General features: G+C 66.2%; 25 protein-coding genes and 1 pseudogene. 10 read left to right on the top strand and 16 right to left on the bottom strand.

Annotated elements, in window-relative coordinates:
* Nucleotides 1-4: 4 nt before the first annotated feature.
* The 5 genes from AC3WOS_RS23895 to AC3WOS_RS23915 form a co-directional block, all read right to left on the bottom strand.
* On the bottom strand, nt 5-2,317 hold the full coding sequence (locus AC3WOS_RS23895) for a methyl-accepting chemotaxis protein (protein WP_492719202.1): 2,313 nt from the start codon (nt 2,315-2,317) through the stop codon (nt 5-7).
* Nucleotides 2,318-2,412: 95 nt separating this feature from the next.
* Nucleotides 2,413-2,970 (bottom strand): chemotaxis protein CheW, encoded by a 558-nt coding sequence (locus AC3WOS_RS23900; RefSeq protein ID WP_492719204.1) that lies wholly within the window; start codon nt 2,968-2,970, stop codon nt 2,413-2,415.
* Between the two features lies 1 nt (nt 2,971).
* A complete protein-coding gene (locus tag AC3WOS_RS23905; protein ID WP_492719206.1) occupies nt 2,972-3,337 on the bottom strand; it encodes a response regulator in 366 nt (121 codons plus the stop codon).
* Nucleotides 3,338-3,355: 18 nt separating this feature from the next.
* The gene (locus tag AC3WOS_RS23910; protein ID WP_492719208.1) at nt 3,356-3,766 is read right to left on the bottom strand and encodes a response regulator; all 411 of its coding nucleotides are present in this window, start codon (nt 3,764-3,766) and stop codon (nt 3,356-3,358) included.
* 92 nt (nt 3,767-3,858) lie between these two features.
* The gene (locus tag AC3WOS_RS23915) at nt 3,859-4,011 is read right to left on the bottom strand and encodes a rubredoxin (protein WP_128143240.1); all 153 of its coding nucleotides are present in this window, start codon (nt 4,009-4,011) and stop codon (nt 3,859-3,861) included.
* 96 nt (nt 4,012-4,107) lie between these two features.
* On the opposite strand from AC3WOS_RS23915, the gene thiD reads away from it, so the two are divergent.
* Nucleotides 4,108-4,965: a bifunctional hydroxymethylpyrimidine kinase/phosphomethylpyrimidine kinase gene (gene thiD, locus AC3WOS_RS23920; protein ID WP_492719210.1), complete on the top strand. Its 858-nt coding sequence runs from the start codon at nt 4,108-4,110 to the stop codon at nt 4,963-4,965.
* 15 nt (nt 4,966-4,980) lie between these two features.
* Nucleotides 4,981-6,270: a glutamate-1-semialdehyde 2,1-aminomutase gene (gene hemL / locus AC3WOS_RS23925; protein WP_492719212.1), complete on the top strand. Its 1,290-nt coding sequence runs from the start codon at nt 4,981-4,983 to the stop codon at nt 6,268-6,270.
* Between the two features lie 75 nt (nt 6,271-6,345).
* On the opposite strand, the gene AC3WOS_RS23930 is transcribed toward hemL, so the two are convergent.
* Both AC3WOS_RS23930 and AC3WOS_RS23935 read right to left on the bottom strand, forming a co-directional pair.
* Entirely contained in the window at nt 6,346-7,656 is a 1,311-nt protein-coding gene (locus AC3WOS_RS23930; protein ID WP_492719213.1) for an ABC transporter ATP-binding protein, read from the bottom strand.
* 32 nt (nt 7,657-7,688) lie between these two features.
* A complete protein-coding gene (locus tag AC3WOS_RS23935) occupies nt 7,689-9,416 on the bottom strand; it encodes an ABC transporter permease (RefSeq protein WP_492719215.1) in 1,728 nt (575 codons plus the stop codon).
* A 208-nt stretch (nt 9,417-9,624) separates the two neighbouring features.
* Here AC3WOS_RS23935 and AC3WOS_RS23940 point away from each other — a divergent pair, with 208 nt between their 5' ends.
* On the top strand, nt 9,625-10,122 hold the full coding sequence (locus AC3WOS_RS23940) for a hypothetical protein (RefSeq protein WP_492719217.1): 498 nt from the start codon (nt 9,625-9,627) through the stop codon (nt 10,120-10,122).
* A gap of 12 nt (nt 10,123-10,134) precedes the next feature.
* Here AC3WOS_RS23940 and corA read toward each other — a convergent pair whose 3' ends face one another.
* The 9 genes and pseudogenes from corA to mpl form a co-directional block, all read right to left on the bottom strand.
* Nucleotides 10,135-11,103: a magnesium/cobalt transporter CorA gene (gene corA, locus AC3WOS_RS23945; RefSeq protein ID WP_492719219.1), complete on the bottom strand. Its 969-nt coding sequence runs from the start codon at nt 11,101-11,103 to the stop codon at nt 10,135-10,137.
* A gap of 106 nt (nt 11,104-11,209) precedes the next feature.
* Entirely contained in the window at nt 11,210-11,644 is a 435-nt protein-coding gene (locus AC3WOS_RS23950) for a DUF4124 domain-containing protein (RefSeq protein WP_492719221.1), read from the bottom strand.
* 41 nt (nt 11,645-11,685) lie between these two features.
* Entirely contained in the window at nt 11,686-12,429 is a 744-nt protein-coding gene (gene mtgA / locus AC3WOS_RS23955; RefSeq protein ID WP_492719223.1) for a monofunctional biosynthetic peptidoglycan transglycosylase, read from the bottom strand.
* Entirely contained in the window at nt 12,426-13,244 is an 819-nt protein-coding gene (aroE, locus tag AC3WOS_RS23960; protein WP_492719225.1) for a shikimate dehydrogenase, read from the bottom strand. Before aroE ends, mtgA begins: the two co-directional genes overlap by 4 nt.
* The gene (locus tag AC3WOS_RS23965) at nt 13,244-14,101 is read right to left on the bottom strand and encodes a TonB family protein (protein WP_492719246.1); all 858 of its coding nucleotides are present in this window, start codon (nt 14,099-14,101) and stop codon (nt 13,244-13,246) included. The genes aroE and AC3WOS_RS23965 overlap by 1 nt, the downstream gene beginning before the upstream one ends.
* Nucleotides 14,102-14,182: 81 nt before the next feature.
* Nucleotides 14,183-16,183, bottom strand: a pseudogene (locus tag AC3WOS_RS23970) (ribonuclease catalytic domain-containing protein); the annotation flags it as partial.
* Nucleotides 16,180-16,779: a chorismate--pyruvate lyase family protein gene (locus tag AC3WOS_RS23975; protein WP_492719227.1), complete on the bottom strand. Its 600-nt coding sequence runs from the start codon at nt 16,777-16,779 to the stop codon at nt 16,180-16,182. The pseudogene AC3WOS_RS23970 and the gene AC3WOS_RS23975, both read right to left, overlap by 4 nt.
* A complete protein-coding gene (locus AC3WOS_RS23980; protein ID WP_492719229.1) occupies nt 16,776-17,354 on the bottom strand; it encodes a YqiA/YcfP family alpha/beta fold hydrolase in 579 nt (192 codons plus the stop codon). Before AC3WOS_RS23980 ends, AC3WOS_RS23975 begins: the two co-directional genes overlap by 4 nt.
* Nucleotides 17,351-18,721 carry a UDP-N-acetylmuramate:L-alanyl-gamma-D-glutamyl-meso-diaminopimelate ligase gene (gene mpl, locus AC3WOS_RS23985; RefSeq protein ID WP_492719231.1) on the bottom strand — a complete coding sequence of 457 codons (1,371 nt, stop codon included), beginning with the start codon at nt 18,719-18,721 and terminating at the stop codon, nt 17,351-17,353. The genes AC3WOS_RS23980 and mpl overlap by 4 nt, the downstream gene beginning before the upstream one ends.
* A gap of 114 nt (nt 18,722-18,835) precedes the next feature.
* On the opposite strand from mpl, the gene AC3WOS_RS23990 reads away from it, so the two are divergent.
* From AC3WOS_RS23990 to AC3WOS_RS24020, 7 genes are all read left to right on the top strand, one after another.
* On the top strand, nt 18,836-19,495 hold the full coding sequence (locus tag AC3WOS_RS23990) for a hypothetical protein (RefSeq protein WP_492719233.1): 660 nt from the start codon (nt 18,836-18,838) through the stop codon (nt 19,493-19,495).
* Complete coding sequence (locus AC3WOS_RS23995; protein WP_492719235.1) at nt 19,492-20,040, top strand: TlpA family protein disulfide reductase; 549 nt, start codon at nt 19,492-19,494, stop codon at nt 20,038-20,040. The genes AC3WOS_RS23990 and AC3WOS_RS23995 overlap by 4 nt, the downstream gene beginning before the upstream one ends.
* Nucleotides 20,041-20,124: 84 nt before the next feature.
* Nucleotides 20,125-20,562: a type II 3-dehydroquinate dehydratase gene (gene aroQ / locus AC3WOS_RS24000; RefSeq protein WP_182153969.1), complete on the top strand. Its 438-nt coding sequence runs from the start codon at nt 20,125-20,127 to the stop codon at nt 20,560-20,562.
* A 90-nt stretch (nt 20,563-20,652) separates the two neighbouring features.
* Nucleotides 20,653-21,120, top strand: a complete 468-nt coding sequence (gene accB, locus AC3WOS_RS24005) for an acetyl-CoA carboxylase biotin carboxyl carrier protein (RefSeq protein ID WP_492719237.1) — start codon at nt 20,653-20,655, stop codon at nt 21,118-21,120.
* 112 nt (nt 21,121-21,232) lie between these two features.
* Complete coding sequence (gene accC, locus AC3WOS_RS24010) at nt 21,233-22,630, top strand: acetyl-CoA carboxylase biotin carboxylase subunit (RefSeq protein ID WP_492719239.1); 1,398 nt, start codon at nt 21,233-21,235, stop codon at nt 22,628-22,630.
* Nucleotides 22,627-23,565, top strand: a complete 939-nt coding sequence (gene prmA / locus AC3WOS_RS24015) for a 50S ribosomal protein L11 methyltransferase (protein WP_492719241.1) — start codon at nt 22,627-22,629, stop codon at nt 23,563-23,565. The genes accC and prmA overlap by 4 nt, the downstream gene beginning before the upstream one ends.
* 12 nt (nt 23,566-23,577) lie before the next feature.
* The coding region (locus AC3WOS_RS24020; RefSeq protein ID WP_492719243.1) for an MJ0042-type zinc finger domain-containing protein at nt 23,578-23,769 on the top strand (192 nt) is incomplete at its 3' end.

The raw sequence follows: 23,769 nt of genomic DNA on the forward strand, positions 1-23,769 counted from the left end.
GGGGTCAGTGCGCGATACGGAAGCGCGACACCGAATTTTTCAGTTCCTGCGCCAGCACCGACAGCTTGTGAATCGATTGCGCCGTCTGCTGGGTGCCGTCCTGGGTCTGTTCCGTCACGGCCAGGATGTGCTGGATGTTCTGCGCCACGCCGGTGGCCGACGTGGCCTGCTGGCCGGTGGCCTGCGAAATCTCGGAAATCAGTTCGGCCAGCCGGTTCGACACCTGCGAAATGTCGTTCAGCGCGGCGCCGGCCGCGTCGGACAGGCGTGCCCCTTCCACCACGCCCTGGGTCGATTTTTCCATCGCCGCCACGGCGTCGTGGGTATCGGTCTGAATCGTGCGCACCAGCGCGCCGATCTGCTTGGCCGCCTCGGCCGAGCGTTCGGCCAGCCGCTGCACCTCCTCCGCCACCACCGAGAAACCGCGCCCGGCCTCGCCGGCCGACGCGGCCTGGATCGCCGCGTTCAGCGCCAGCACGTTGGTCTGTTCCGTAATGTCGGAAATGAGCTCGGTGATCTCGCCGATCTCCTGCGACGATTCGCCCAGGCGCTTGATGCGCTTGGACGTTTCCTGGATCTGTTCGCGGATCTCGTGCATGCCCTTGATGGCGTTTTCCACTGCCGTCGAGCCCTGGCGCGCCGCCGCCACCGACTGGCGCGCCACGTCGGCCGATTCGCTGGCAGAACGCGACACGTCGGTGATCTCGTGCGCCATCTTGACGACGGTGGCGCTGGCGTCCTGGATCTCGCGCGACTGCTGCTGCGATGCCAGCAGCAGGTCGCTGGAAATGGTCTGGGCGTGGGTCGAGGCGCGCGTGACCTGCTCGGCGGTGGTGGTGACGCGGCCCACCAGCCCGCGCAGCTCCTCCACCGTGTAGTTGACCGAGTCGGCGATGGCGCCCGTGATGTCTTCCGACACCGTGGCCTGCACCGTCAGGTCGCCGTCGGCCACTTCCTGCAGCTCGTTCATCAGGCGCAAAATGGCGGCCTGGTTCTGGTCATTCATGGCCTTGGCCTCCTCCTCCTTGCGCTGGGCCTGCTGGCGCATGGCTTCCGCTTCCTGGCGCCGGCGGTCGGCGCCGCGGGTGCGGTTGTAGGAATCCTGCAGCAGCACGCGGCCGATGGCCGCCGCCGACACCAGCGTCAGCATGCCGCCGGCCACCATCAGCCAGAACGTCAGGTCCAGCGCGTCCTGGTCGGCGCGGTAAGCCTGCTGCAGCGCGACCAGGCGCTGGCGCAATCCCTCGTTGTCGCTGAAGATCAGCTGCTCGGCGCTCTTGGCGGCCGTGAACTTGTCGAGCCGGTCCAGGATCGAGCTGACCAGCTTCTGGTATTCGTTGAACCGGGTCTGCAGGGCCGTCAGCTTGTCGCGCAGCTCGCCGTCGCGCGCGGCCGGCAGCCCCAGCGCGGCGCTGCCGTTCAGGAATCCGTCCAGGGTGTTGCGGAACACGGTGCTGTCGCGTCCCAGCTGGAACGCCGTCTCCGAGCTGATGCCGCCGGCCGTCATGAATTCGCTCACGCCGCGGCTCATGCGCTGGCTCAGCATGGTCAGCTTGCCGATGGCGGCCAGTTCGCGCGCGCTGCCGCCGTGCTGCACCTTGTAGGCCGAAATGTCCTCGGCCTTGGCCAGCAGTTCGGGCGACATGGCGTTGATGGCGTGCAGCGTCTGGTCCACGCCGCTCAGGTCCGCCTTGAGCTGCAGGATGGTGCCGGCCGCCTTGTCCGACGCGGCCCACTGCTTGCGCGCGGCCGCCACCAGCGGCCCCAGGCCGGAACGGGTGGCGCCGATGTCGCGCCCCTGGTAGCTGCCGCCTTCCTTCATCAGGGTGAAGTCCTGGTTCAGTTCATTGCGGCTCTGGTCCAGCTGGCGGAACGCTTCGGCGCTGCCCTGCACGGCGTTGGGCGCGGCCTTGCCGATGCGCTGCGAGTGCATCAGCGCGTCGCTGGCCACCTGGGTGCGGGTCGAGCGGCTGGCGCTGTTGATGGTGTTGAGGGCCACGAACAGCACGCTGGCCGCCAGGCTGACGGCCAGCGTGGTGCTCAGGATGCTGAGCTGGCGCTGGGGCGGCAGGTGGCCGATCAGGGGCAGCTTGAAACCGGGGCCGCTGTCGGCCGGCGCCGGCGCCGGCGCTGCGCCAGCGACGGCACCGCCGCGCCGGCGCAGGGCGTCGCGCAGGCGCAGCGGCGCGGCCGTATCGGCTTCGGGAGCGGCCGTGCCGGACACGCCGAGGAACTGCGAATCGCCGGCATCGGCAAATTCCGAGTTGGGCGCCAGGTCCTTGCCTGCAGCGGCCTTGTTGCGCGCGAATATACCCATGTTGAATCCCATACCGCCGTCTCCCGATTGCCTGAGTGTGCTGCCTGTGATGTGTTTGGTGTTGTCGCACCGACTTGTCGCCCCGGCTTGCGCCGCTATAGCCCCACTTGCAGGAAGCGCGGATCGCGCACCAGCTGGGCCAGGTCGACGCGGGTCCAGTGCTGCCCCTCGCCGTCCTGGAAGCGCTGGCCGCACCAGGGCGGCGCGCCGTCCGGCGTGGCGGCCGGCGTCATGTCGTCCAGCTTGCGCAAGCCCAGCACCCGCTCCACCAGCAGGGCGCAGTTAAATCCCAGTCCCGGCGCGAAGGTGACCATGCGGCTGTCGCTGCCGGCCGTCACGGCGCCCTGGCCACGGAAGCAGGCCAGGTCGATGATGCCCGTCAGGCCGCCGCGGATGCTGGCCAGGCCCAGATACCAGGGCTGGGCCAGCGGCACCGGCGTGACCGGCTGCAGCGGCGCGATCTCGCTGACCTGGGTCAGGTCCAGCAGACAGGGCTGGCCACCGAGCAGCACGCCCAGCTCGCGCCCGCCGGCGGCCGCGCCGCTCTTGGCCGCCTGCATCCGCTCGAGCAGCTGCACCTGGTACTGGCGCAACCGGCTGCGCCGCTCGGCGCCGCCTTCCGGGTTTTCGTGTTCCTGGCCGGGGCGCGCCATGTCAGCCCAGCGCCGCGATCTTGGCCAGCAGTTCGGCCGCGTCCACCGGCTTGACCAGGTAATCCTTGGCGCCCTGGCGCAGGCCCCAGATGCGGTCGGTCTCCTGGTTCTTGCTGGAGCAGATGATCACCGGCACATCCTGCAGTTCCGGGTCGCGCGCGATCGAGCGCGTGACCTGGAAGCCGTTCGCGCCCGGCATCACCACATCCATCAGGATCAGCTGCGGCTTGTCGGCCTTGATCCTGGCCAGCGCCTCCTCGCCGTTTTCGGCGGTGGAGACGGAAAAACCGTGCTTGACCAGGATATCGGTCAGGTAGTAACGCTCGGTGGGCGAGTCGTCGACGATCAGTATGCGTTGTATGGCCATGCTTCCCCCTGCTGCTTGCTAGGTGTTGGACGGGACCGGCGCCGCGCCGCCCGTGTGCTCGCGCACGGCGGTCAGCAGGCTGTCCTTGGTAAATGGTTTGGTCAGATAGGCGGCCGAGCCGACCATGGCGCCGCGCGCGCGGTCGAACAGGCCGTCCTTGGACGACAGCATCAGCACCGGCGTGGCGTGGAATTTGGCGCTCTTCTTGATCAGGGCGCAGGTCTGGTAGCCGTCCAGGCGCGGCATCAGGATGTCGCAGAAGATCAGGGCCGGATGGTGATCGTTGATCTTGGCCAGCGCGTCAAAGCCATCCTCGGCCAGCACCACCTGGTAGCCGGCCTGGGTCAGGAAGATCTCGGCGGAGCGGCGGATCGTGCTGCTGTCGTCGATCACCATGATTTTCAATGCGGTAGCTTGCGGCGTCGTCATAGTCTGTTCGCTGAAAAGTTGCTACACGATAACACACAGTAGCGGTACCTGGCGCACCGCGGCGCCGCCGCCGGCTAATTAGAGTACAGGATCTACAACGCCACCATTTCGAAATCGTCCTTGCGGGCGCCGCATTCGGGGCAGGTCCAGTTCATCGGCACGTCGGCCCAGCGGGTGCCGGGGGCGATGCCTTCGTCCGGCAGGCCGGCCGCTTCATCATAAACCCAGCCGCAGATCAGGCACATCCAGGTCTGGAACTCCTGCGTTGTTTCATTGCTACTCACGTTGCGTCACCCTTCAATCTAGTAAAATGCCGAATTAGGTATCTTAATCTACCCGCCGTGCAAAACCAAACTTCTCCCCTGATATTGAGCTTCGGCGCCTGCGACCCGGTCGGCGCCACCGGCGTCCAGGCCGACCTGGCCACTTTTTCCGCCCTGAGCTGCACCGGCCTGCCCGTCACCACCGCGTTGCTGATCGGCGACAGCGCCCGCATCGAGGACGTGCAGGAGACAGACCCCGACTGGGTCTGCGACCAGGCCCGCGTGCTGCTGGAAGACATGACCATGGCCGCCTTCAAGGTGGGCGCGCTGACCAATGTGGAACAGGTGGCGGCCATCGCCGAGATCCTGTCGGACTATCCGGACGCGCCCCTGATCCTCGACCCGTTCAGCTCACGGCTGCCGGCGCCCGGCGACGAGGCCCAGGAAGAACTGCTGACCGTCACGCGCCAGCTGCTGGTGCCGCAGGCCACGCTGCTGATGCTGTCGCAGGTGGAGCTGGGCCGGCTGGCCGAAACCTGGCGCGAAGGCGAGGACGGCACGGTCGACGCGGACGTCGAATACCTGCTGGCCCTGGGCTGCGAATACGTGCTGGTGACGGGCACCGCGGCCCGCGCCGGCCAGGCCGACGGCCTGTACGCCAACACCCTGTACGGCGCCGGCGGGCGCATCAGCCACGACCCCTGGCAGCACCTGGCCGGCCCCTACATCGGCGCCGGCAGCACGCTGTCGGCCGCCATCGCGGCCCACATGGCGCGCGGCGCCGAGGCGGCGCAGGCCGTGCAGGCAGCGCAGCACTACACCCAGGCCGCGCTGGCGCACGCCCAGCGCTACGGCATGGGCAAGCTGGTACCGAACCGATTTTTCAGCCTGAGCGCGGCCCCCGGCGCGCCCGGCCCTTCCCTCACCCTAGACTGACCTGACAGAGCCACCATGACCATCTCGCACAACGACCAGCTGTTTGCCCGCGCCCAGAAAACCACGCCCGGCGGCGTCAACTCGCCGGTGCGCGCCTTCCGCTCCGTGGGCGGCACGCCGCGCTTCATCACGCACGCCGAAGGCCCCTACTTCTGGGACGCCGACGGCAAGCGCTACATCGACTACATCGGCTCCTGGGGTCCGGCCATCGTCGGCCACGCCCACCCGGACGTGGTGCTGGCAGTGCAGCAGGCGGCCGCGCGCGGCCTGTCGTTCGGCGCGCCGACCGAGGCCGAGATCGACATGGCCGAGGAAATCTGCAAGCTGGTGCCCTCGATCGAGCAGGTGCGGCTGGTCTCGTCGGGCACGGAAGCGACCATGAGCGCGCTGCGCCTGGCGCGCGGCGCCACCGGGCGCGACAAGATCGTCAAGTTCGAAGGCTGCTACCACGGCCACGCCGACTCGCTGCTGGTGAAGGCCGGCAGCGGCCTGCTCACCTTCGGCAACCCCACCTCGGCCGGCGTGCCGGAAGACTTCGTCAAGCACACGCTGGTGCTCGACTATAACAACGTGGAACAGCTGGAAAACGCCTTCGCCGAAATGGGCGACCAGATCGCCTGCGTGATCGTGGAACCGGTGGCCGGCAACATGAACCTGATCCAGGCCAGCCCCGCCTTCCTGCAAGCGATGCGCGCGCTGTGCACCAAGCATGGCGCGGTGCTGATCTTCGACGAAGTGATGTGCGGTTTCCGCGTGGCCCTGGGCGGCGCCCAGCAGCTGTACGGCATCAAGCCGGACCTGACGGCGCTGGGCAAGGTGATCGGCGGCGGCCTGCCGGTGGCGGCCTTCGGCGGCAGCGCCGCGCTGATGAGCAAGATGGCGCCGCTGGGCGCCGTCTACCAGGCCGGCACGCTGTCGGGCAACCCGGTGGCGGTAGCGGCCGGCATGACCACGCTCAAGCTGATCCAGCAGCCCGGCTTCCACGAGCGGCTGGGCGCCACGGCCAAGCGCCTGGCCGACGGCCTGACGGCGGCGGCCAGGGAAGCGGGCGTGACGTTCTGCGCCGACGCCATCGGCGGCATGTTCGGCCTGTACTTCAGCGCCACGCCGCCGCACAACTACGCCGAGATGATGGCCGGTGACCGCGAGCGCTTCAACGTATTCTTCCACGCCATGCTGGACGAAGGCGTCTACTTCGCGCCAGCCGCGTTCGAAGCCGGTTTCGTATCGGCCCAGCACAGCGACGCCGTGATCGACGACACCATCGCCGCCGCCCGCCGCGTGTTCGCAAAACTGGCCGCCTGAGTCCGCGTCCCCAGAAAATGGGGTACGTCCCCATTTTCTAAAAAATGGGGACGTACCCCATTTTTCCCGCCTTGCTTAGTCGGGTGACGGCATGTCTTCCTTGGGGCGCTGGATCACGCCGGTGTTGAAGTTGTATTCGAACAGGTCGCCATAGCGGCCCCACTCGATCGCCACCCGCAGCGCGCGCTCGGCTTCTTCTTCGCTCAACGTGAAGCGCAACAGCTTGAGGAACAGGTCTTCCGGCAGGTCGCCCGACTTGTCCTGCGCCAGGCCGTGGCAGATGTAGGCCACCAGCGGCACGTGCTCGAGCAGCTGCTTGCCGAAGATGTCCTGGCGCTCCGTGTTGGAGGCGGCCACGTAGCCGCTGCCCAGCGCCGTCAGCAGGATGTCGCCGTTGGTCAGGTAGGCAAAGCCCAGCAGGATCAGGGCGTTCAGCACTTGCAGCAGCTCGTCGTCGGTCAGCTCCGTCTCTTCGGCCAGCTGCGGCAGGTCGGCGCGGCCCGAGAACGGTTCCTCGGCCAGCAGTTCCAAGATCGCTTCCATGTGCGAGATGTCGGCCTGCGGCAGGCGGTCGCCCAGCTGCAGCTTGACTTCCTTCTCGCTGATCAGGCCCGGACGGGCGGCGCCGGCCGTCATCAGCTCATATACCTTGTCGATCAGCTGCCGTACTTCCGGCCCGGCCGCCTTGCGCGGCTGCGGCAGCGAAATGGGCAGCTCGGCCCGCACCCGCCCCGGGTCGCTGGCGAAGATCAGCACCCGGTCGGCCATCATCACCGCTTCCTCGATGTTGTGCGATACCACCAGGATGGCCTTGGTGGGGATGCGGCCCGACTGCCACAGTTCCAGGATTTCCTCGCGCAGCCGCTCGCCCGTGAGCACGTCGAGCGCGGAAAACGCTTCGTCCATCAGCAGCACTTCCGGCTCCATCACCAGCGCGCGCGCGATGCCCACGCGCTGGCGCATGCCGCCCGACAGCTCGCGCGGCAGCGCGCCTTCGAAGCCGGACAGGCCGATCAGGTCGATCACCTTCTCGGCCCGGCGCGCCCGCTCGTCGGCCGGCATGCCCTGCGCTTCCAGCCCCAGCTCCACGTTCTTCTGCACCGTCAGCCACGGGAACAGGGCGAACGACTGGAACACCATGCGGATCCCGCGCGCCGTGCCATACAGCGGCATGCCGCGGTACAGCACCTGGCCGTCGTCGGCCTGGATCAGGCCGGCCATGATGCGCAACATGGTGGACTTGCCGGAGCCGGACTGGCCCAGCAGGGCCACGATCTCGCCTTCGTGCAGGGTAAAGTCCACGCCTTCGAGCACGGAACGGGCGGAGCCGTCGGCGCCGCGGAAATGCTTGCCGACCGCTTTCAGTTCGACGATGGGGGTGCTCATAGTGTCAGTCTCTCAAATCAGTCAATTCAGGGCTAGAAATGCAGCCGGCTCTCGGCCATCGTGTACAGGCGGCGCCACACGAAATGGTTGAAACCCATGACGAAGATGCACATCACGCCGATGCCCAGCGCGATGCGGGGGAAGTCGCCCTTGGCCGTCATCTCGGCGATGTAGCTGCCCAGGCCATGGGCCTGGACGGTGGTGTCGCCCCAGCTCACGTATTCGGCCACGATGGAGGCGTTCCACGAACCGCCGCTGGCCGTGATGGCGCCCGTGACGAAGCTGGGGAAGATGGCCGGCAGCAGGTAGCGCCGCCACTTGAGCCAGCCCGACAGGCCGAAGTTCTGGGCCGCGTGGCGCAACTCCGTCGGCACGGTGGAGGCGCCGGCGATCACGTTAAACAGCAGGTACCACTGGGTCCCGAGGATCATCAGCGGCGACAGCCAGATGTCGGGGTTGAGGTGGAAGCGCACGATGGCCACCACCGCCACCGGGAACACCAGGTTGGCCGGGAACGCGGCCATGAACTGGGCCACGGCCTGGGTGCGCGAGGCCCAGCGCGGATTCATGCCTATCCACACGCCCACCGGCACCCACACCAGGGCGGCCAGCGCCAGCAGCAACAGCACGCGCGACAGCGTGTACAGGCCCAGCACCAGCACCCGTCCCACTTCGCTCCAGCCCACTTCGGCGCGGATGAAGTGACCCAGCTCCCACAGCGCGTAGAACACGACGGCCGCGATCACGGCGTCCCACACCCGTTGCGGCCCGCGCGAAGCTTGCTGCGGCCGGGCGCGGATCGAGGTGCCGTCGTGCTGCAGGCGGAACATGGCGATCGAGCGGGCCAGCAGGGCGCCGCACATGGCCACCAGCTGCTGCGTGCGTTCGGTGCGGCGCAGCCAGGTCAGCAGCCACGATTGCTGCGCCGTGTCGCTGCCCGTTTCCTCGAAGCGGAACTTGTCGGCCCAGGCCAGCAGGGGGCGGAAGAACAGCTGGTCGTACAGCAGCACGCCGACCAGCATGGCGCCAATGGCCCAGCCGATGGCGCCCAGGTCGCGCTGCTCGATGGCCAGCGCGATGTAGGAGCCGATGCCGGGCAGCTTGATGTTCTGGTTCGACACCGAGATCGCTTCCGACGCCACCACGAAGAACCAGCCGCCGGACATGGACATCATCATGTTCCACAGCAGGCCGGGCATGGCGAACGGCAGCTCCAGGCGCCAGAAGCGCTGCCAGCCCGACAGCTGGAACACGCTGGCCGCCTCCGACAGTTCGGCCGGCACGGTGCGGAAGCCCTGGTAGGCGGAGAACGCCATGTTCCACGCCTGCGAAGTGAAGATGGCGAAGATGGCCGCGCACTCCACCCCCAGCAGGTTACCGGGGAACAGGGCGATGAAGGCCGTCACCGTGATCGACAGGAAGCCCAGAATGGGGATCGATTGCAGGATGTCGAGCAGCGGCACCAGCACCTTCTCGGCCAGCCGGTACTTGGTGGTGAGGGCGGCGAACACGCAGCTGAACACCATCGACGCACCGAGCGCGATAAACATGCGCAAGGTGGTGCGCAGCAGGTAGTACGGCAGGTAGTATGGTTCCAGCGACAGCGGCAGCGTCTCGCCGACGGCGTAGGGACGCACCATCTGCTGGCTGCCGTAGGCCAGCAGCACGAACAGGGCCAGCACGATGGGCAGCAGGGCCAGGTCCCAGCGGTTGCCGGCCTCGACGACCTGGCGTGGGAAAAATTGCCGTTTTTTTGTCATTGCGTGTGCTTTCTGTGGCAACGGCGCGCGCTGGGCGTGCGTAAAAATGCCGCTAGTGTAACTGATCAGCATGACCGCCCGGTGACGCCGGGCGCCATTCTACCGGATGGCGCCGGCGCAATTATTTTGCCTTCGGTGAAAGTTGGTGATTATTCAGCCCCGCCGACTTGTCATAATCACGACATTGCCAATAGATACATTAAGTTTCATGAAACTCATCGCCGAAAAACGTTCCAGCAGCGACCGCTACGACGTGCTGCGCATGGTGCGCAACAACGGCAGCTGCACCGAGACCCTGATGCCGCGCCAGGATGTGCTGCCGCATGACCTGCTGCATTATGTGGTGGAATCGGCGCTGCCGCTGCGCCACGGCTTTCTCAGCCAGCTGGCGCTGGGCCACGAGGCCGAGCAGGTCAAGCGCGCCGTGCGCGATCCCGCCAACGGCACGGTGGCGCCGGAAGCGGTGCAGACGGAGGCGATCGTGGAGCAGCTGCAGCAGCAGCTGTCGGCCGGCCGCTTCGACCTCGCCTCCTTCCTCGACAGCGCCGCCCGGGCCTGCGCCGTGCGCGCCCAGCCGCCGTTCGACTTCAGCCCCTACGACGTGCAAAGCTGCCTGTACGAACGGGCCCTGGCCCTGCACCGGCAATGGAGCACGGCGCCCTACTTCAGCACCCTGTCGCTGGAATTCAGCCCGCGCCTGCTGTGAGGCGCCGGCCATTTACTTGAGCCAGCCGCGCCGGCGGAAGTACCAGAACGGCGCGATGGCCGACGTCACCATCAGAAGCAGCGCGAACGGGTAGCCCAGCGACCACTCCAGCTCCGGGAACCAGCCGTGGAAGTTCATGCCGTAGATGGACGCGATCAGCGTCGGCGGCAGGAAGGCCACGCTGGCCACGGAGAAGATCTTGATGATCTTGTTCTGGTTGATGTTGATGAAGCCGACCGTGGCATCCATCAGGAAGTTGATCTTATCGAACAGGAAGGACGTGTGCCCGTCCAGCGACTCGATGTCGCGCAGGATCTGGCGCGCCTCCTCGAACTGGTCCACGTTGAGCAGCCGGCCCCGCATCAAAAAGCTGACGGCGCGCCGGGTATCCATCATGTTGCGGCGGATGCGCCCGTTCAAGTCCTCTTCCAGCGCGATGGCGTTCAGGGCGGCGGCCGCGTCCTGGTCGGTGAACTGCTTTTGCAGCACGCGCGTGCTCACCTCTTCCAGGTGCTGGTAGATGCCTTCCAGCGCGTCGGCCGAATATTCGGCGTCCGTCGCGTACAGGTCCAGCAGCACGTCCATGTAGTCGGCGATGGAGCCGGGCCGCGAACGGGCCCGCATGCGCACCAGGCGGAACACGGGCAGATCGTCCGTGTGCACCGAGAACAGCATCTTGCGCGCCAGAATGAAGGCCACGGTGACGATGCGCGACGGGCCGTCGTCCTCTTCCAGCAGGAAGTCGGTGCGCAGGTGCAGGTCGCCGTTTTCCGCCTCGTAGTAGCGGGCCGACGCTTCGATGTCCTTGACTTCGTCCTCGCCCGGCAGCGTCACCCCGTAGATGGCCTTGACCCAGGCCCGCTCGTCCTCGTTCGGGTCGGTCAGGTCGACCCAGACCGGCGCCACGTTCTCCAGATCGGTACGGGTGTCGATGGGGACCTGGTTGAGCCGGCCGTTTTGCAGAACGAAGACATTAATCATGGGCACTCTCGGACGACGGTGGTGGGGCGCGGCACGCCGCATCAAAACAGCGCAAGTGTACCCGCTCGCCCCGCCGCCGGCCACCCCGGCACGGCCTTTTTTCGCCTTAGCGGGTAGCTTTTTCTATCGCCCGGTCCTGCGCGGTGGGCGCGCTGTCGGCCGCCGGTTCCGGCTTGGGCACCTTGGGCGATTCGATGCCGCGCGTTTCGTGCACCTTGACGACAGTGCTGGTGGTATTGGCGTCCGTGCAGTCGACGTCCGAAAACACGGTCTTGCCGTCGATGACGCACTTGCGCAGCACGCCGGCCGGGCGGGCCGGCTTGGCCAACTGGGCCGCCGCCGCATCGGCCGCGCTGCCCGGCACGGCGCCAGGGACCACGGGGGCCGGCGCCACCGGGTGGCCCGTCAGCTTGCCCAGCGCTTCGGCGAACAGATTGCGCTCGCTGCGCATGGACATCATGGCCGCCATGGCGATGGCGGCCAGCGTCGCCATCACGATGGCTACCTGGATCAGGCCCAGGCCGCGCTGGTATCGGTGCATGTCTACTCCTTTGCTCACAGGGTGGAACAGGGGTGGAAACTTCAAGGCAGTTCGGCCGCGCCCATGCGGTGCAGGATCACGCCGGTATGGCGGGCCAGGTAGCCGGAATCGCGGTGCTTGTCGAAAAAGCGCGGATTGGGCAGCATCACGGCCAGCTTGGCGGCCTGCGCCGCGCTCAGGCTGGCGGCGCTGACGCCGTAGTAGTGGCGCGCCGCCGCTTCCGCGCCGAAGATGCCGGTGCCGAATTCGACCACGTTCAGGTAGATTTCGAAGATGCGCTCCTTGTCCATCACCGTCTCGAGCATGTAGGCGATGACCAGCTCCTGGCCCTTGCGCAAATAGCTGCGCGAACCGGACAGGAACAAATTCTTGGCCAGCTGCTGGGTAATGGTGGAACCGCCCCGCACCACCTTGTGCTTCTGGCTGTTCTTCTCGTAGGCTTTTTGCAGCGCTTCCCAGTCTACCCCGTCGTGCTCGGAGAAGTTGGCGTCTTCCGAGGCGATGATGGCCCGCTTCAGGTTGTTCGAGATGCGCCCGTACGGCACCCACAGCTGCTGGATATTGGCGTTCGGGTTCTTTTCCCGCAGCGCCGCCTGCTGCTCGCGCATGAAGCTGCTCATGCCGGGATTGTGGTCCACCCACCAGCAGATGTTGAGGAAGAAGTACAGCTGGACCAGCAACAGCAGCGCCAGCGGCCCGATCACCAGCCACTTGATCCAGCGCCGCCAGCCGGCAGTGCCTTCCTTGCGGGCCCCGCCCCGCTTGGCCTTGCCCGCCGCGCTCACAGGGCGGCCCGCAGCTGGTGCAGCACCTCGCCCGTGGCCGGATGCACGCCGCGCCACACGGCGAACGCTTCGGCCGCCTGCTCCACCAGCATGCCCAGGCCGTCGCGCACCAGGGCGCCATGCTCGGCCGCATACTGCAGGAAGACCGTCGGTTCCTTCCCGTACATCATGTCCAGCGCCAGCGTGCCGGGCGCGAATACGCCGTCCGGCAGCGGCGGCAAGTCGCCGTGCAGGCTGGCCGAGGTGGCGTTGACGACGATGTCGTACGGACCGCCCACCTGGTCGAAGCCGCAGCCGCGCACCACGTCCGCCCCGCCCAGGGCGGCGAACTGGGACGCCAACGCCTCGGCCGTGGCCACGGTGCGGTTGGCGATCACCAGCCGCGCCGGCCGGTGTTCCAGGATCGGCAGCACCACGCCGCGCGCGGCGCCGCCTGCGCCCAGCAGCAATACCCGCTTGCCCGTGATGGCCACGCCCGCGTTGTGGACGATGTCGGCCACCAGGCCGGCGCCATCCGTGTTGTCGCCGATGATGCCCTGCTCCGTGAAGTGCAGCGTGTTGACGGCGCCGGCCGCCTGGGCCCGCACCGTCAGGGCCTGGGCCAGCTTGTGCGCTTCCAGCTTGAACGGCACGGTGACGTTGGCGCCCTTGCCCCCTTCCGCGATGAAGGCATGGACGGCGGCGGCAAAGCCGTCCAGCGGCGCCAGCCGCGCCTCGTAACTCAGTTGCTGGCCGGTCTGGGCCGCGAACGCGGCGTGGATGGCGGGCGATTTGCTGTGGCCTATGGGATGGCCGAAGACGCAGTAACGGTCCATCACAGGGCACCGCCGCTCAGGTTAGCTTCCATCTTTTCTTCACGGGTAAATTTGAATCGGGTGATGATGACCCACAGGTCATCCTTGTCATTGGACAGCATCTTGGGCGGGAAGCGCCCGAACGGCTGCGCGCGCCGCACGATCTCGAGCGCCTTGGCGTCCAGCGCCGGATTGCCGGAACTGCGCTCGACGCGGGCGCCGCCATCCTTGGTGTAGATATAGCCATCCTGGAACACGGGGATGTAGACCACCAGTTCGCCATACAGCTTGCGCCCGTTCTGCTGGGGGAAGTTGAGCGTACCCACTTCCTCGATGCGGCGCTGCATGGTCTTGTAATACTCGGCATACCCCACCTCGCGCGTACTGGGCGTGATGAAGGTTTTCTTGGGCCGCTTGTTCTGGTCGTCGATGGTTTCGCTGATCTCGGCCGCCATGCGGGCGATGGCCTTGCTGCTGTCGAGCAGGTCGGCGCCCGTGGGCAGCGGATCGGGCTTGCTCTTCTCCGTCACGGGCGGGGCCGTGAACGGGCTGCTCTTGCTGACCTGGGTCAGCAGGTTGCGCTGCTGCTCTTCCAGCTCGGCGATGCGGCGCTTGCTGGCCTTGACGCTGTCGCCCATTTCCATCTTGCGCATGTCGGGCAGGGGCGACTTGGCGCGGCCCGCGTCCGCATTGCCGCCGCCATCCAGGTTGGCCTGGGCCAGGGCTTCGGCCTTGAGGGGCGCGCGCGCATGCTTGGCGTTGACCAGGATCACTTCCAGCCCGGGGTCGGTGGGCTCCACCTTGAAGGCCTTGGGCGCGACGAAATGCACCGCGAGCAACGCGCCGTGCACCAGCAGCGAGACGCCGGTCGCAATCATCAGGAAACGGTTTTCTTGGAGAGACTTCACGCTGTGCCAGGCTGCTGGGGTAACAAAGTGGGCTGATTTTAACCCGGAACCGGCGGGGGCCGCTTCGGCCTGCTCCTCGGCGGCCGTTTCCACGGCCGATACCTCGTCCTCGTCCTCGTAGTCCAGCTCGGCGTCGGCGGCCACCGTGGCGGCGGCCGGGATTTCCAGCAGCCGCGCCTCGATCGACAGGTCGACCTCGTCCCAGCGCAGGATGTCGAGCTTGACCTGGGCCCCGCGCGCCACCTGCGGCATGCCGGGCAGGCGGACGATGAGGGGAATGTCGACCAGGCGCAGCACTTCATCCTTGAGCACCACCGCTTCCACCTGGCGCGCCTGTTCCTGGCCCAGCCAGCGCAGGCACCAGTAGCGTTCCATGTTGGATTGGAAGTCGGCATAGGCCGCGTAGGCCGCGTCGAAGGCGGACACGATGGCGAACAGGTTGGCGTCCTTGGGCTTGAACGGGGCTACCAGCGGCGCCGTCACGCCATGCTCGGCGCAGGCCAGGATCTGCCACTGGTTGACCAGGTCGGTGTAGCGGCGCAGCGGCGAGGTGCTCCACGCATACTGGTCCACGCCCAGGCCCTGGTGAGGCGCGGCATGGGTCACCATGCGCACCTGCATCTTGGCGGCCCAGCCGCCCGTGCCGCCGCCCTGGCTGCGGTAGATGCCGGGCACGCCGTGCTCGTGCATCATCTTGCCCCAGCTGCTGTTGGCGAAGATCATCAGCTCGGCCACGATCTTGTCCAGCGGCGCGCCGCGCTTGCGGCGGCTGACGGTGACGACGTCGTCTTCCACGTAGAAGTTGAAATCGACCCGGTTGTTCTGCTCGGGCTTGAGGCCGAACGCTTCGCGCTTGGCCATGCGGCCCTGCTCGAGGTGCTGGGCCCACTGCCACAACAGGGCCAGCTCGTCCTTGTGGGCATACTCGCCCACGCCGCTGGCCAGGGTTTCCTCGTTGACCAGTTCGTCCAGGTCGTTGTGGCGCAGGTTGTTGGCGATCGGCACCAGCTCGGCCCGCGTCACGGTGGAGACGACGCTCCAGTCGGCCGGGTTCAAGGTGGCGTACAAGGACAGGGCCGGGCAGTTCTTGCCTTCGGCCAGGGTGAATGCTTCGACGATGCTGTCGGGCAGCATGGTGATCTTGTCGCCGGGCATGTAGACGGTGGACATGCGGGCGCGCGCCATCTTGTCGACGGCGTCGTCCGGCTTGATGCCCAGGCCAGGCGCGGCGATGTGGATACCGACCCGCACCATGCCGTCATCGAGCCGCACGACGGAGAAGGCATCGTCGATCTCGGTGGTGGTGACGTCGTCGATGGAGAAGGCTTGCACCTGCGCCAGCGGCAAGTTGGTGGGCGCCACCGGCAGCGGCACGTCCGGGAAGCCGGCGCCGCGGGGGAAGTTCTCGAACAGGAACTTGGACAGGTGCAGCTGCTTGGGCGAGGCGACGCCGCCCACGGCCAGCATCAGGCGCTGGGCGTTGGTGTGCAGTTCGTCGCAAGCCGCTTCCAGCGCCTTGTATTCGATGGAATTCTTGTCCGGCTTGAACAGCAGCTGCTGCACGATAGTCTGCATGGACGCGGGCAGGCGGTTGGCCTTCAGTTCGTCCACGTACTGGGCCTGGATGATGGCTTGCTGCTTCTTCTTCTCGATGCCGGCCTGGGCCGCGCGCAGCGACTGTTCCGGCGCCGCCTTGTAGCGGCCCCGGCCCTTCTTGTAGAAATAGATGGGCGCGCCATGCAGGCTCAGGATCAGGCCGGCCGCCTCGAACGGCAGCGGCGCGTGGCCGAAGTATTCGGCGCCCAGCTCGGCAAAGCCGAACTCCTCCTCGCCCGCCACTTCCCACAGGAAGTCCAGGTCGATGTCGGCGGCCACGGCCCTGGCCTGTTCCTGCAGCTCGGCCGGCGCCGGCTTTTCATACTGCAGCAGCACGTCCTTGACCTTGACCTTGGTGCGCTTGCCGCTGGCCAGTTCCACCTGATACGCCTCGCCCGCTTGCGACAGCACGGTGCCAACCTTGAAATCGCCGGATTCTTCGAAAAATAAGTTCATTGCTCTGTTCTATTCGTTATCGTTGTAATGGTTTTGCCCTGGAGCGCCAGCGCCAGCACGTCCGGCAGGAACACTTCCGTCACCAGCAGCGTGCCCTGGCGGCGCCGGTACAGGCAGCGCCGCGCATACAGTATCTGTGGCCCGTCCAGTCCCAGGGCGGCGCTGGCGCGCTGCATCAGGGGGTGGCCGGGGCGTAATCGTGCAAATTGCAATTCGCCGCGCCGCACCAGCGGGTCGCCGAACAGGGTCGAGCCCAGCGAGCGCTCGCCCAGCGCGCTGAACAAGGGCCAGTCCGCGGCCGTGGCCGACATGGGCACCACCGTGTGGCCGAACACCACGGGCGTATTATCACACCGCAGCAGCACTTCGCGTTCCCACACGCGGCCAGGGCGGTGCAGGCCAATGGCCGCCGTCTCGTCCGTCAGGCAGCGGGCCGGGCGCTGGTGCAGGCACTGCACGCGGAACGCCTGGCTGTGCGCCTTGAGCTTGGCCGTCAGCGAACCGCCGCCCGTGAGCCAGTGGCGCAGGCCGTGCGGCGCGTTGAGCGCGTTGACGTGGCCATACCAGTGCGCCTGCCGCAGGGTGGGCGCCCTCACCGGGCCGCCCCGATGCCGCAGAACGCCAGCACCGGCGCCACATAGTCGGCAAAGCCGGAAATGGCATGGTCGCTGCCGGCGATCACGTGCTGGGCCGCGCCCGCATAGTGGCGCACCATGTCGCGGTAGTCCAGCACTTCGTCGCCCGTGGCGGCCAGCAGGAAATAACGCTCCGGCCGGGTGATGCGGGGCACGGCCAGCGCCCGCAACTCTTCTATATAGTCGCGCTTGAATTCGAACGGTTCATCCGAGTGGAATTGCTGGCCTACGCCGACATACGGTTCCAGGTCCAGCATGGGCACGACGGCCGGGTTCAGCACAGCCGCCCGGCAACCGAGGCGCTCGGCCAGCCAGGTGGCGTAATAGCCACCCAGCGAGGAACCGATGACGCTCAGTTCGCCGGCCGGCACGCCCTCCACCAGCGCCAGCGCCAATGCCATGGCCGCCTTGGGCGAAGCGGGCAGTTGCGGGCAACGGTAGTGGGCGCCCAGGCCCAGCGCCGCCATGCGCTCGCCCACCAGGCGCGCCTTCATCGACTGGGGCGAGGAACGGAATCCGTGCAGATAGAGGATCATCGGGCCAGCGCCTGCAGGATCTTCTGGTGCACGCCGCCGAAGCCGCCGTTGCTCATCACCACCACGTGGTCGCCGGGACGGGCGGCGGCGGCGATGGCCGCCACCAGCGTGTCGATGTCTTCATAGGCGCCGGCCCGTTCGCCCAGAGGCGCGAGCGCCTCGCCCAGGCTCCAGCCCAGCGCCTGCCGGCTGCCGTAGCCGAACACCAGGTCGGCCTCGGCCAGGCTGCCCGGCAAGGCATCTTTCATGGCGCCCAGCTTCATGGTGTTGGAACGGGGTTCCAGCACGGCCAGGATGCGGCCGGACCGACCCAGCTTCTGGCGCAGGCCGCCCACGGTGGTGGCGATGGCCGTCGGATGGTGGGCGAAATCGTCGTACACGGTGACGTCGTTGACCACGCCGCGCACTTCCATGCGCCGCTTGACGCTCTGGAACGTGGCCAGCGATTGCGCGGCCTGGGCCACGGGCACGCCCACATGGCGGGCGGCGGCGATGGCGGCCAGCGCGTTGGCGCGGTTGTGCTTGCCCGTCAGCTGCCAGTGCACGGTGCCGGACGGCTCGCCGTTGAAGATCACGTCGAAGCTGCCGTCGCCATGTTCGCGCAAGGTCCAGTCCACGCCGTCGGCCAGGCCGAAAGTTTCGCGCTCGCTCCAGCAGCCCCGCTGCAGCACCCGTTGCAGCGACGCTTCGTCGCCGTTGACGATGAGCCGGCCGATGCCGGGCACGGTGCGCACCAGATGGTGGAACTGGGTCTCGATGGCGGCCAGATCGGGGAAGATGTCGGCGTGATCGTATTCCAGGTTGTTCAGGATGGCGGTCTTGGCGTGGTAATGGACGAACTTGCTGCGCTTGTCGAAGAAGGCCGTGTCGTACTCGTCCGCCTCGATGACGAAGAAGTCCGAATCCACACCGGGGCCGGACAGCCGGGCCGAGATGCCGAAATTGACGGGCACGCCGCCGATCAGGAAGCCGGGCGCGTAGCCGGCGTCTTCCAGGATCCAGGCCAGCATGGCCGAGGTGGTGGTCTTGCCGTGCGTGCCGGCCACGGCCAGCACCCACTTGTTGCGTAATATATGTTCGCCTATCCATTGCGGGCCCGACACATAGGGCAGGCTGCGGTTCAGGATTTCCTCGATCAGCGGATTGCCGCGGGTGACCACGTTGCCCACCACGTACAGGTCCGGCTTCAGTTGCACCTGTTCCGCCCCGAAGCCCTGGATCAGTTCTATGCCCTGGGCTTCCAGCTGGGTACTCATGGGCGGGTAGACATTGGCGTCGCAGCCGGTGACGCGGTGACCGGCCTGCTTTGCCAGCACGGCCAGGCCACCCATGAAGGTGCCGCAAATGCCGAGGATATGAATATGCATGTGATAACTAGGGTCGGAGAAGGTGGGAAATAGGGTAGGCAAATCGTCAGAGATGGGATTTTACCTGACGCCGGGGGTTTTTCCCCTTTTGCCTATTCAAGGTATCATCTGTATATGATGCCCAAGCCAAACGACGAAGCCCGCCAGCTGCGCGGGGAAATAGCGGCCGCCGCTGCCCGGCTGATCGCCCAGGACGGGGCGGAATACGACAACGCCAAGCGCAAGGCCGCGCGCCAGGTGCTCGGCGAGGCGCACGGCAATATTAATATGTTGCCCGCCAACTTGCTGCCGTCCGACACGGAAATCGAACTGGAAGTGCGGCTGTACCAGGCCCTGTTCCATGCCGACACCCAGCCGGCCCACCTGTTCCGCCTGCGCACGCTGGCCCTGCAGGTGATGGAAATGCTGGAAAAATTCAGCCCCTACCTGACCGGCTCCGTGCTCAACGGCACGGCCGGCCCCCATGACGACATCCACCTGCAATTGTTCGCCGACAGCGCCAAGGAAGTGGAAATCTTCCTGCTCAACCAGAACCTGAGCCTGGATTTCTCGGAAACGCCCCACTTCAAGGGTCCCCGCTACAACCCGGTGGAGACGGTCAGTTTCCTGTGGCAGCAGGAAGGGGTACACGCGGCCCTGTATGAACTCGACGATTTGCGCGGCGCCCACAAACTGCGCGCCGACGGCAAGACCGCGCGGGCCGACCTGGCCGCCGTGCGCACCCTCTTAATCAGCAGCACCCACCCAGACGACAAGATTGTCACCTCTATATGAAAAAGAATAACCTGATTGCCTATTCCGTCATTGCCCTGATGTTCGGCGCCATGGGCGCCTGGGTCGGCACCCACCCGAAAGAGACACCGCCCCCCATTACGGCCACCGTCGCCCCCGGCGTCACCGGCCCCGTCGATGCACTATATAAACAGTCGCTGCCCGACGTGACGGGCGCCAGCCAGGCCCTGGCCCGCTACAAAGGCAAGCCTTTGCTGGTCAATTTCTGGGCCCCGTGGTGCGCGCCCTGCGTGCAGGAGATGCCGGAGCTGTCAGCGCTGGCCGCGGGAGATGCCGGCAAGAAGCTGCAAGTTATCGGCATAGGCATTGATACGCCGTCCAATATCGCCGAATTTGCCGGCAAGTTCAAGATCGCCTATCCACTCTACGTGGCCGGCATGGGCGGCACCGAGCTGTCGCGCCAGTTCGGCAATACAGGGGGTGGCTTGCCATATACGGTATTAATCGGAGCGGATGGACAAGTTAAGAAAACCTATTTAGGCCGTCTGAAGTTCGATCAGCTGCGGGCCGATCTGGCCGCGCTGTAATAATTTCCATAAGTTTTTTTCTCTTGCCATCGCCCTCCGTTGGCGGCAAAATGCGGAACTTTCGCGGAAAATGGTCCTGAATCCATGGCACAACACCTCCTATTGCTCAACGGCCCCAACCTGAATTTGCTGGGGACGCGCGAGCCCGAGGTCTACGGCGCAAGCACGTTGGCCGATGTCGAACAGGCAGCCCAGGCGCAAGCCACGGCCGCCGGCGCGACGCTGTCTTGTTTTCAGAGCAACCACGAAGGCGCGTTGATCGACCGCATCCATGCCGCCAGAACGGAAGGCGTCGATGCCATCGTCATCAATCCGGGCGGACTGACCCACACCAGCGTAGCCTTGCGCGACGCCTTGGCAGGGGTGGCCATTCCTTTCGTTGAAGTCCATATTTCGAATATTTACCAGCGCGAAGCATTTCGCCACCATTCTTTCCTCAGCGCAATCGCAATAGGAACGATCTGCGGTCTCGGCATCGAAGGATATCGCTTTGCCATCGACTTCGCCCTTAAAAGGCGTTAATCTACGCGATCTGCGCGCAATTTTAGCGCGGCGTGGCCCACGAGGCGGCGCTGCACCCACTCAAAACAAGATAATTCCTGGGGGTTACACATGGATTTACGCAAGCTCAAGACCTTGATCGACCTGGTCGCAGAATCGGACATCGCTGAACTGGAAGTCACCGAAGGCGAAAGCAAAGTGCGCATCGTCAAGTCCTCGGCCATGGCCCAAAATCAAGTCGTGATGATGCAGCCGCAAGGCATGCAGCAGCATTACCAGCCGAGCGCCGCCCCCGTGGCCGCCGCTCCGGTAGCCGCTGCCGCCGTCGTGGCCGCCGAGCCTGCCGGCCACGTGGTCAAGTCGCCCATGGTGGGCACCTTCTATCGTTCGTCGGCCCCGGGCAGCCCGGCCTTCGTCGAAGTCGGTTCCACCGTCAAGGAAGGCGACACCCTGTGCATCATCGAAGCGATGAAGCTGCTCAATGAAATCGACGCCGACAAGTCCGGCACGATCACCCAGATCCTGGTCGAGAACGGCCAGCCGGTCGAATTCGGCCAACCGCTGTTTGTGATAGGCTAAGTCCGCTTTGCCGCCCCCCGCCCACGGCGGGGCGCGCCCGGACTTCCACCCCGCATTCCCCTCTACAGCAGTAGCCGGCTTGCCGGCTCTCACAGACAATCGCGAACCTATCATGTTTGAAAAAATCCTCATTGCCAACCGTGGCGAAATCGCCCTCCGCATCCAGCGCGCCTGCCGCGAAATGGGCATCAAGACGGTTGTGGTCCACTCGGAAGCGGATAAAGACGCCAAGTACGTGAAGCTGGCCGACGAATCGGTCTGTATTGGCCCTGCCCCCTCGACGCTGAGCTACCTGAACATGCCGGCCATCATCAGCGCGGCGGAAGTGACGGACGCGGAAGCGATCCACCCCGGCTACGGCTTCCTGTCGGAAAACGCCGACTTCGCCGAACGGGTGGAAAAATCGGGCTTCGTGTTCATCGGCCCCCGTTCCGATTCGATCCGCCTGATGGGCGACAAGGTCTCGGCCAAGCAAACCATGATCAAGGCCGGCGTGCCTTGCGTGCCCGGTTCGGAAGGCGCGTTGCCCGACGATCCCAAGGCCATCGTGCAGATTGCCCGCAAGATCGGCTATCCCGTCATCATCAAGGCGGCCGGCGGCGGCGGCGGACGCGGCATGCGCGTGGTGCACACGGAAGCGGCCCTGATCAACGCCGTGGCCATGACCAAGACGGAAGCGGGCACTGCCTTCGGCAATCCGGAAGTCTACATGGAGAAATACCTGGAGAATCCGCGCCACGTGGAAATCCAGATCCTGGCCGACGAGCACAAGAACGCCGTCTGGCTGGGCGAGCGCGACTGTTCGATGCAACGCCGCCACCAGAAAGTGATCGAGGAAGCGCCGGCCCCCGGCATTCCCCGCAAGCTGATCGAGAAGATCGGCGACCGCTGCGCCGAGGCCTGCCGCAAGATCGGCTACCGCGGCGCCGGCACCTTCGAGTTCCTGTATGAGAACGGTGAGTTCTACTTCATCGAGATGAACACCCGCGTGCAGGTGGAACACCCGGTCACGGAAATGATCACCGGCATCGACATCGTGCAGGAACAGATCCGCATCGCCTCGGGCGAGAAGCTGCGCTTCCGCCAGCGCGACGTGATGCTGGCCGGCCACGCCATCGAGTGCCGCATCAACGCCGAAGACCCATTCAAGTTCACCCCGTCGCCGGGCCGCATCACCTCCTGGCACACCCCGGGCGGCCCCGGCATCCGGGTCGACTCGCACTCGTATGCGGGTTATTATGTACCGCCGCACTACGATTCGATGATCGGCAAGGTGATCGCCTACGGCGCCACCCGCGAGCAGGCCATCCGCCGCATGCAGATCGCGCTGTCGGAAATGGTGGTCGAGGGCATCCAGACCAACATCCCGCTGCACCGCGAGCTGATGATCGACGCCCGCTTCATCGAAGGCGGCACCAATATTCACTACCTGGAGCAAAAGCTGGCCGACATGCCCGAGCTGCACAAACTGAGCCTGGGCAACAAGAACGACAGCAAGGGATCGCAATGAGCTGGACTGAAATCGTCATCGAAATCGCGCGCGACCACGCCGAAGCCCTGTCCGACGCCCTGATGGAAGTGGGCGCCCTGTCCGTTTCCGTCGAGGATGCGGACGAAGGCACGGACGCCGAGCGTCCCCTGTTCGGCGAGCCGGGCATGGAGCCGAAAGAGGCGGCATGGGAACACAGCCGCGTCGTCGCGTTGACGGAGCAGGATGCCGACCAGGCCGCCATCGTGGCCGCCGCCGCGCAGCAGATCAAGCTGGCCGCCGTGCCCCCGTTCACCACCCGCAAGGTGGAAGAGCAGGACTGGGTGCGCTTGACCCAGTCGCAGTTCGCGCCCATTCACATCGGCAAGAACATCTGGGTCGTGCCCAGCTGGCACGAAGCGCCGGACCCTGACGCCCTGATCCTGGAACTGGACCCGGGCCTGGCCTTCGGCACGGGCAGCCATCCCACCACCCGGCTGTGCATGGAGTGGCTGGAAGCCCATCCGGCGCCTGGCAAGACCGTGCTCGACTACGGTTGCGGTTCCGGCATCCTGGCCATGGTGGCCCGGAAGCTGGGCGCGCAGCAGGTGGCCGGCGTGGACATCGACCCGCAGGCCATCGAATCGGCCCGCGACAATGCCGTGCGCAACCAGTGCGAAGTCGAGTACTTCCTGCCCGACACGTTCGCCCAGTCGCAGTTTGCCAGCCAGCGTTTCGACGTGGTGGTGGCCAACATCCTGTCCAGTCCGCTCAAGCTGATGGCGCCCATGCTGTCGGGCCGCGTGGCCGACGGCGGCGCCCTGATCCTGTCGGGCGTGCTGGCGCGCCAGGCCGAAGAAGTGGCGGCCGCCTATGCGCCCTTCATCAAGCTGGGCGTGTGGGCCGAGCAGGATGGCTGGGTCGCCCTGCATGGCCGGCTCGGCAGCGACACGGTGCCGCCGGCGCGCAGCGCGTAAGCTACCGCAGCAATGGCGCTCGCCACTAAATGCCCCCACTGCAACACGATATTTCGGGTCGCCCATGACCAGCTGAAATTACGTGGGGGCATAGTGCGCTGCGGCGCCTGCAATGAAGTCTTCGACGGCAACGCGGCCCTGCTGGAGCCGCCGGTCCGTCCGGCGGCGCCCGCCGTGGCGCCCGCCCCTTCCCCTTTGCCCCAG

The organism is Rugamonas sp. FW305-51, from assembly GCF_058786935.1.

Coding starts and splice junctions, on each gene's coding strand:
- AC3WOS_RS23965 (WP_492719246.1), bottom strand. CDS start 14,101: ATGATTGCGACCGGCGTCTCGCTGCTGGTGCACGGCGCGTTGCTCGCG.
- AC3WOS_RS23990 (WP_492719233.1), top strand. CDS start 18,836: ATGATGCCCAAGCCAAACGACGAAGCCCGCCAGCTGCGCGGGGAAATA.
- AC3WOS_RS23995 (WP_492719235.1), top strand. CDS start 19,492: ATGAAAAAGAATAACCTGATTGCCTATTCCGTCATTGCCCTGATGTTC.
- AC3WOS_RS23915 (WP_128143240.1), bottom strand. CDS start 4,011: ATGTGCCTGATCTGCGGCTGGGTTTATGATGAAGCGGCCGGCCTGCCG.
- corA (WP_492719219.1), bottom strand. CDS start 11,103: ATGATTAATGTCTTCGTTCTGCAAAACGGCCGGCTCAACCAGGTCCCC.
- hemL (WP_492719212.1), top strand. CDS start 4,981: ATGACCATCTCGCACAACGACCAGCTGTTTGCCCGCGCCCAGAAAACC.
- AC3WOS_RS23950 (WP_492719221.1), bottom strand. CDS start 11,644: ATGCACCGATACCAGCGCGGCCTGGGCCTGATCCAGGTAGCCATCGTG.
- AC3WOS_RS23905 (WP_492719206.1), bottom strand. CDS start 3,337: ATGGCCATACAACGCATACTGATCGTCGACGACTCGCCCACCGAGCGT.
- AC3WOS_RS23935 (WP_492719215.1), bottom strand. CDS start 9,416: ATGACAAAAAAACGGCAATTTTTCCCACGCCAGGTCGTCGAGGCCGGC.
- accC (WP_492719239.1), top strand. CDS start 21,233: ATGTTTGAAAAAATCCTCATTGCCAACCGTGGCGAAATCGCCCTCCGC.
- mpl (WP_492719231.1), bottom strand. CDS start 18,721: ATGCATATTCATATCCTCGGCATTTGCGGCACCTTCATGGGTGGCCTG.
- AC3WOS_RS23980 (WP_492719229.1), bottom strand. CDS start 17,354: ATGATCCTCTATCTGCACGGATTCCGTTCCTCGCCCCAGTCGATGAAG.
- prmA (WP_492719241.1), top strand. CDS start 22,627: ATGAGCTGGACTGAAATCGTCATCGAAATCGCGCGCGACCACGCCGAA.
- AC3WOS_RS23895 (WP_492719202.1), bottom strand. CDS start 2,317: ATGGGTATATTCGCGCGCAACAAGGCCGCTGCAGGCAAGGACCTGGCG.
- AC3WOS_RS23910 (WP_492719208.1), bottom strand. CDS start 3,766: ATGACGACGCCGCAAGCTACCGCATTGAAAATCATGGTGATCGACGAC.
- aroQ (WP_182153969.1), top strand. CDS start 20,125: ATGGCACAACACCTCCTATTGCTCAACGGCCCCAACCTGAATTTGCTG.
- AC3WOS_RS23940 (WP_492719217.1), top strand. CDS start 9,625: ATGAAACTCATCGCCGAAAAACGTTCCAGCAGCGACCGCTACGACGTG.
- AC3WOS_RS23900 (WP_492719204.1), bottom strand. CDS start 2,970: ATGGCGCGCCCCGGCCAGGAACACGAAAACCCGGAAGGCGGCGCCGAG.
- aroE (WP_492719225.1), bottom strand. CDS start 13,244: ATGGACCGTTACTGCGTCTTCGGCCATCCCATAGGCCACAGCAAATCG.
- accB (WP_492719237.1), top strand. CDS start 20,653: ATGGATTTACGCAAGCTCAAGACCTTGATCGACCTGGTCGCAGAATCG.
- AC3WOS_RS23930 (WP_492719213.1), bottom strand. CDS start 7,656: ATGAGCACCCCCATCGTCGAACTGAAAGCGGTCGGCAAGCATTTCCGC.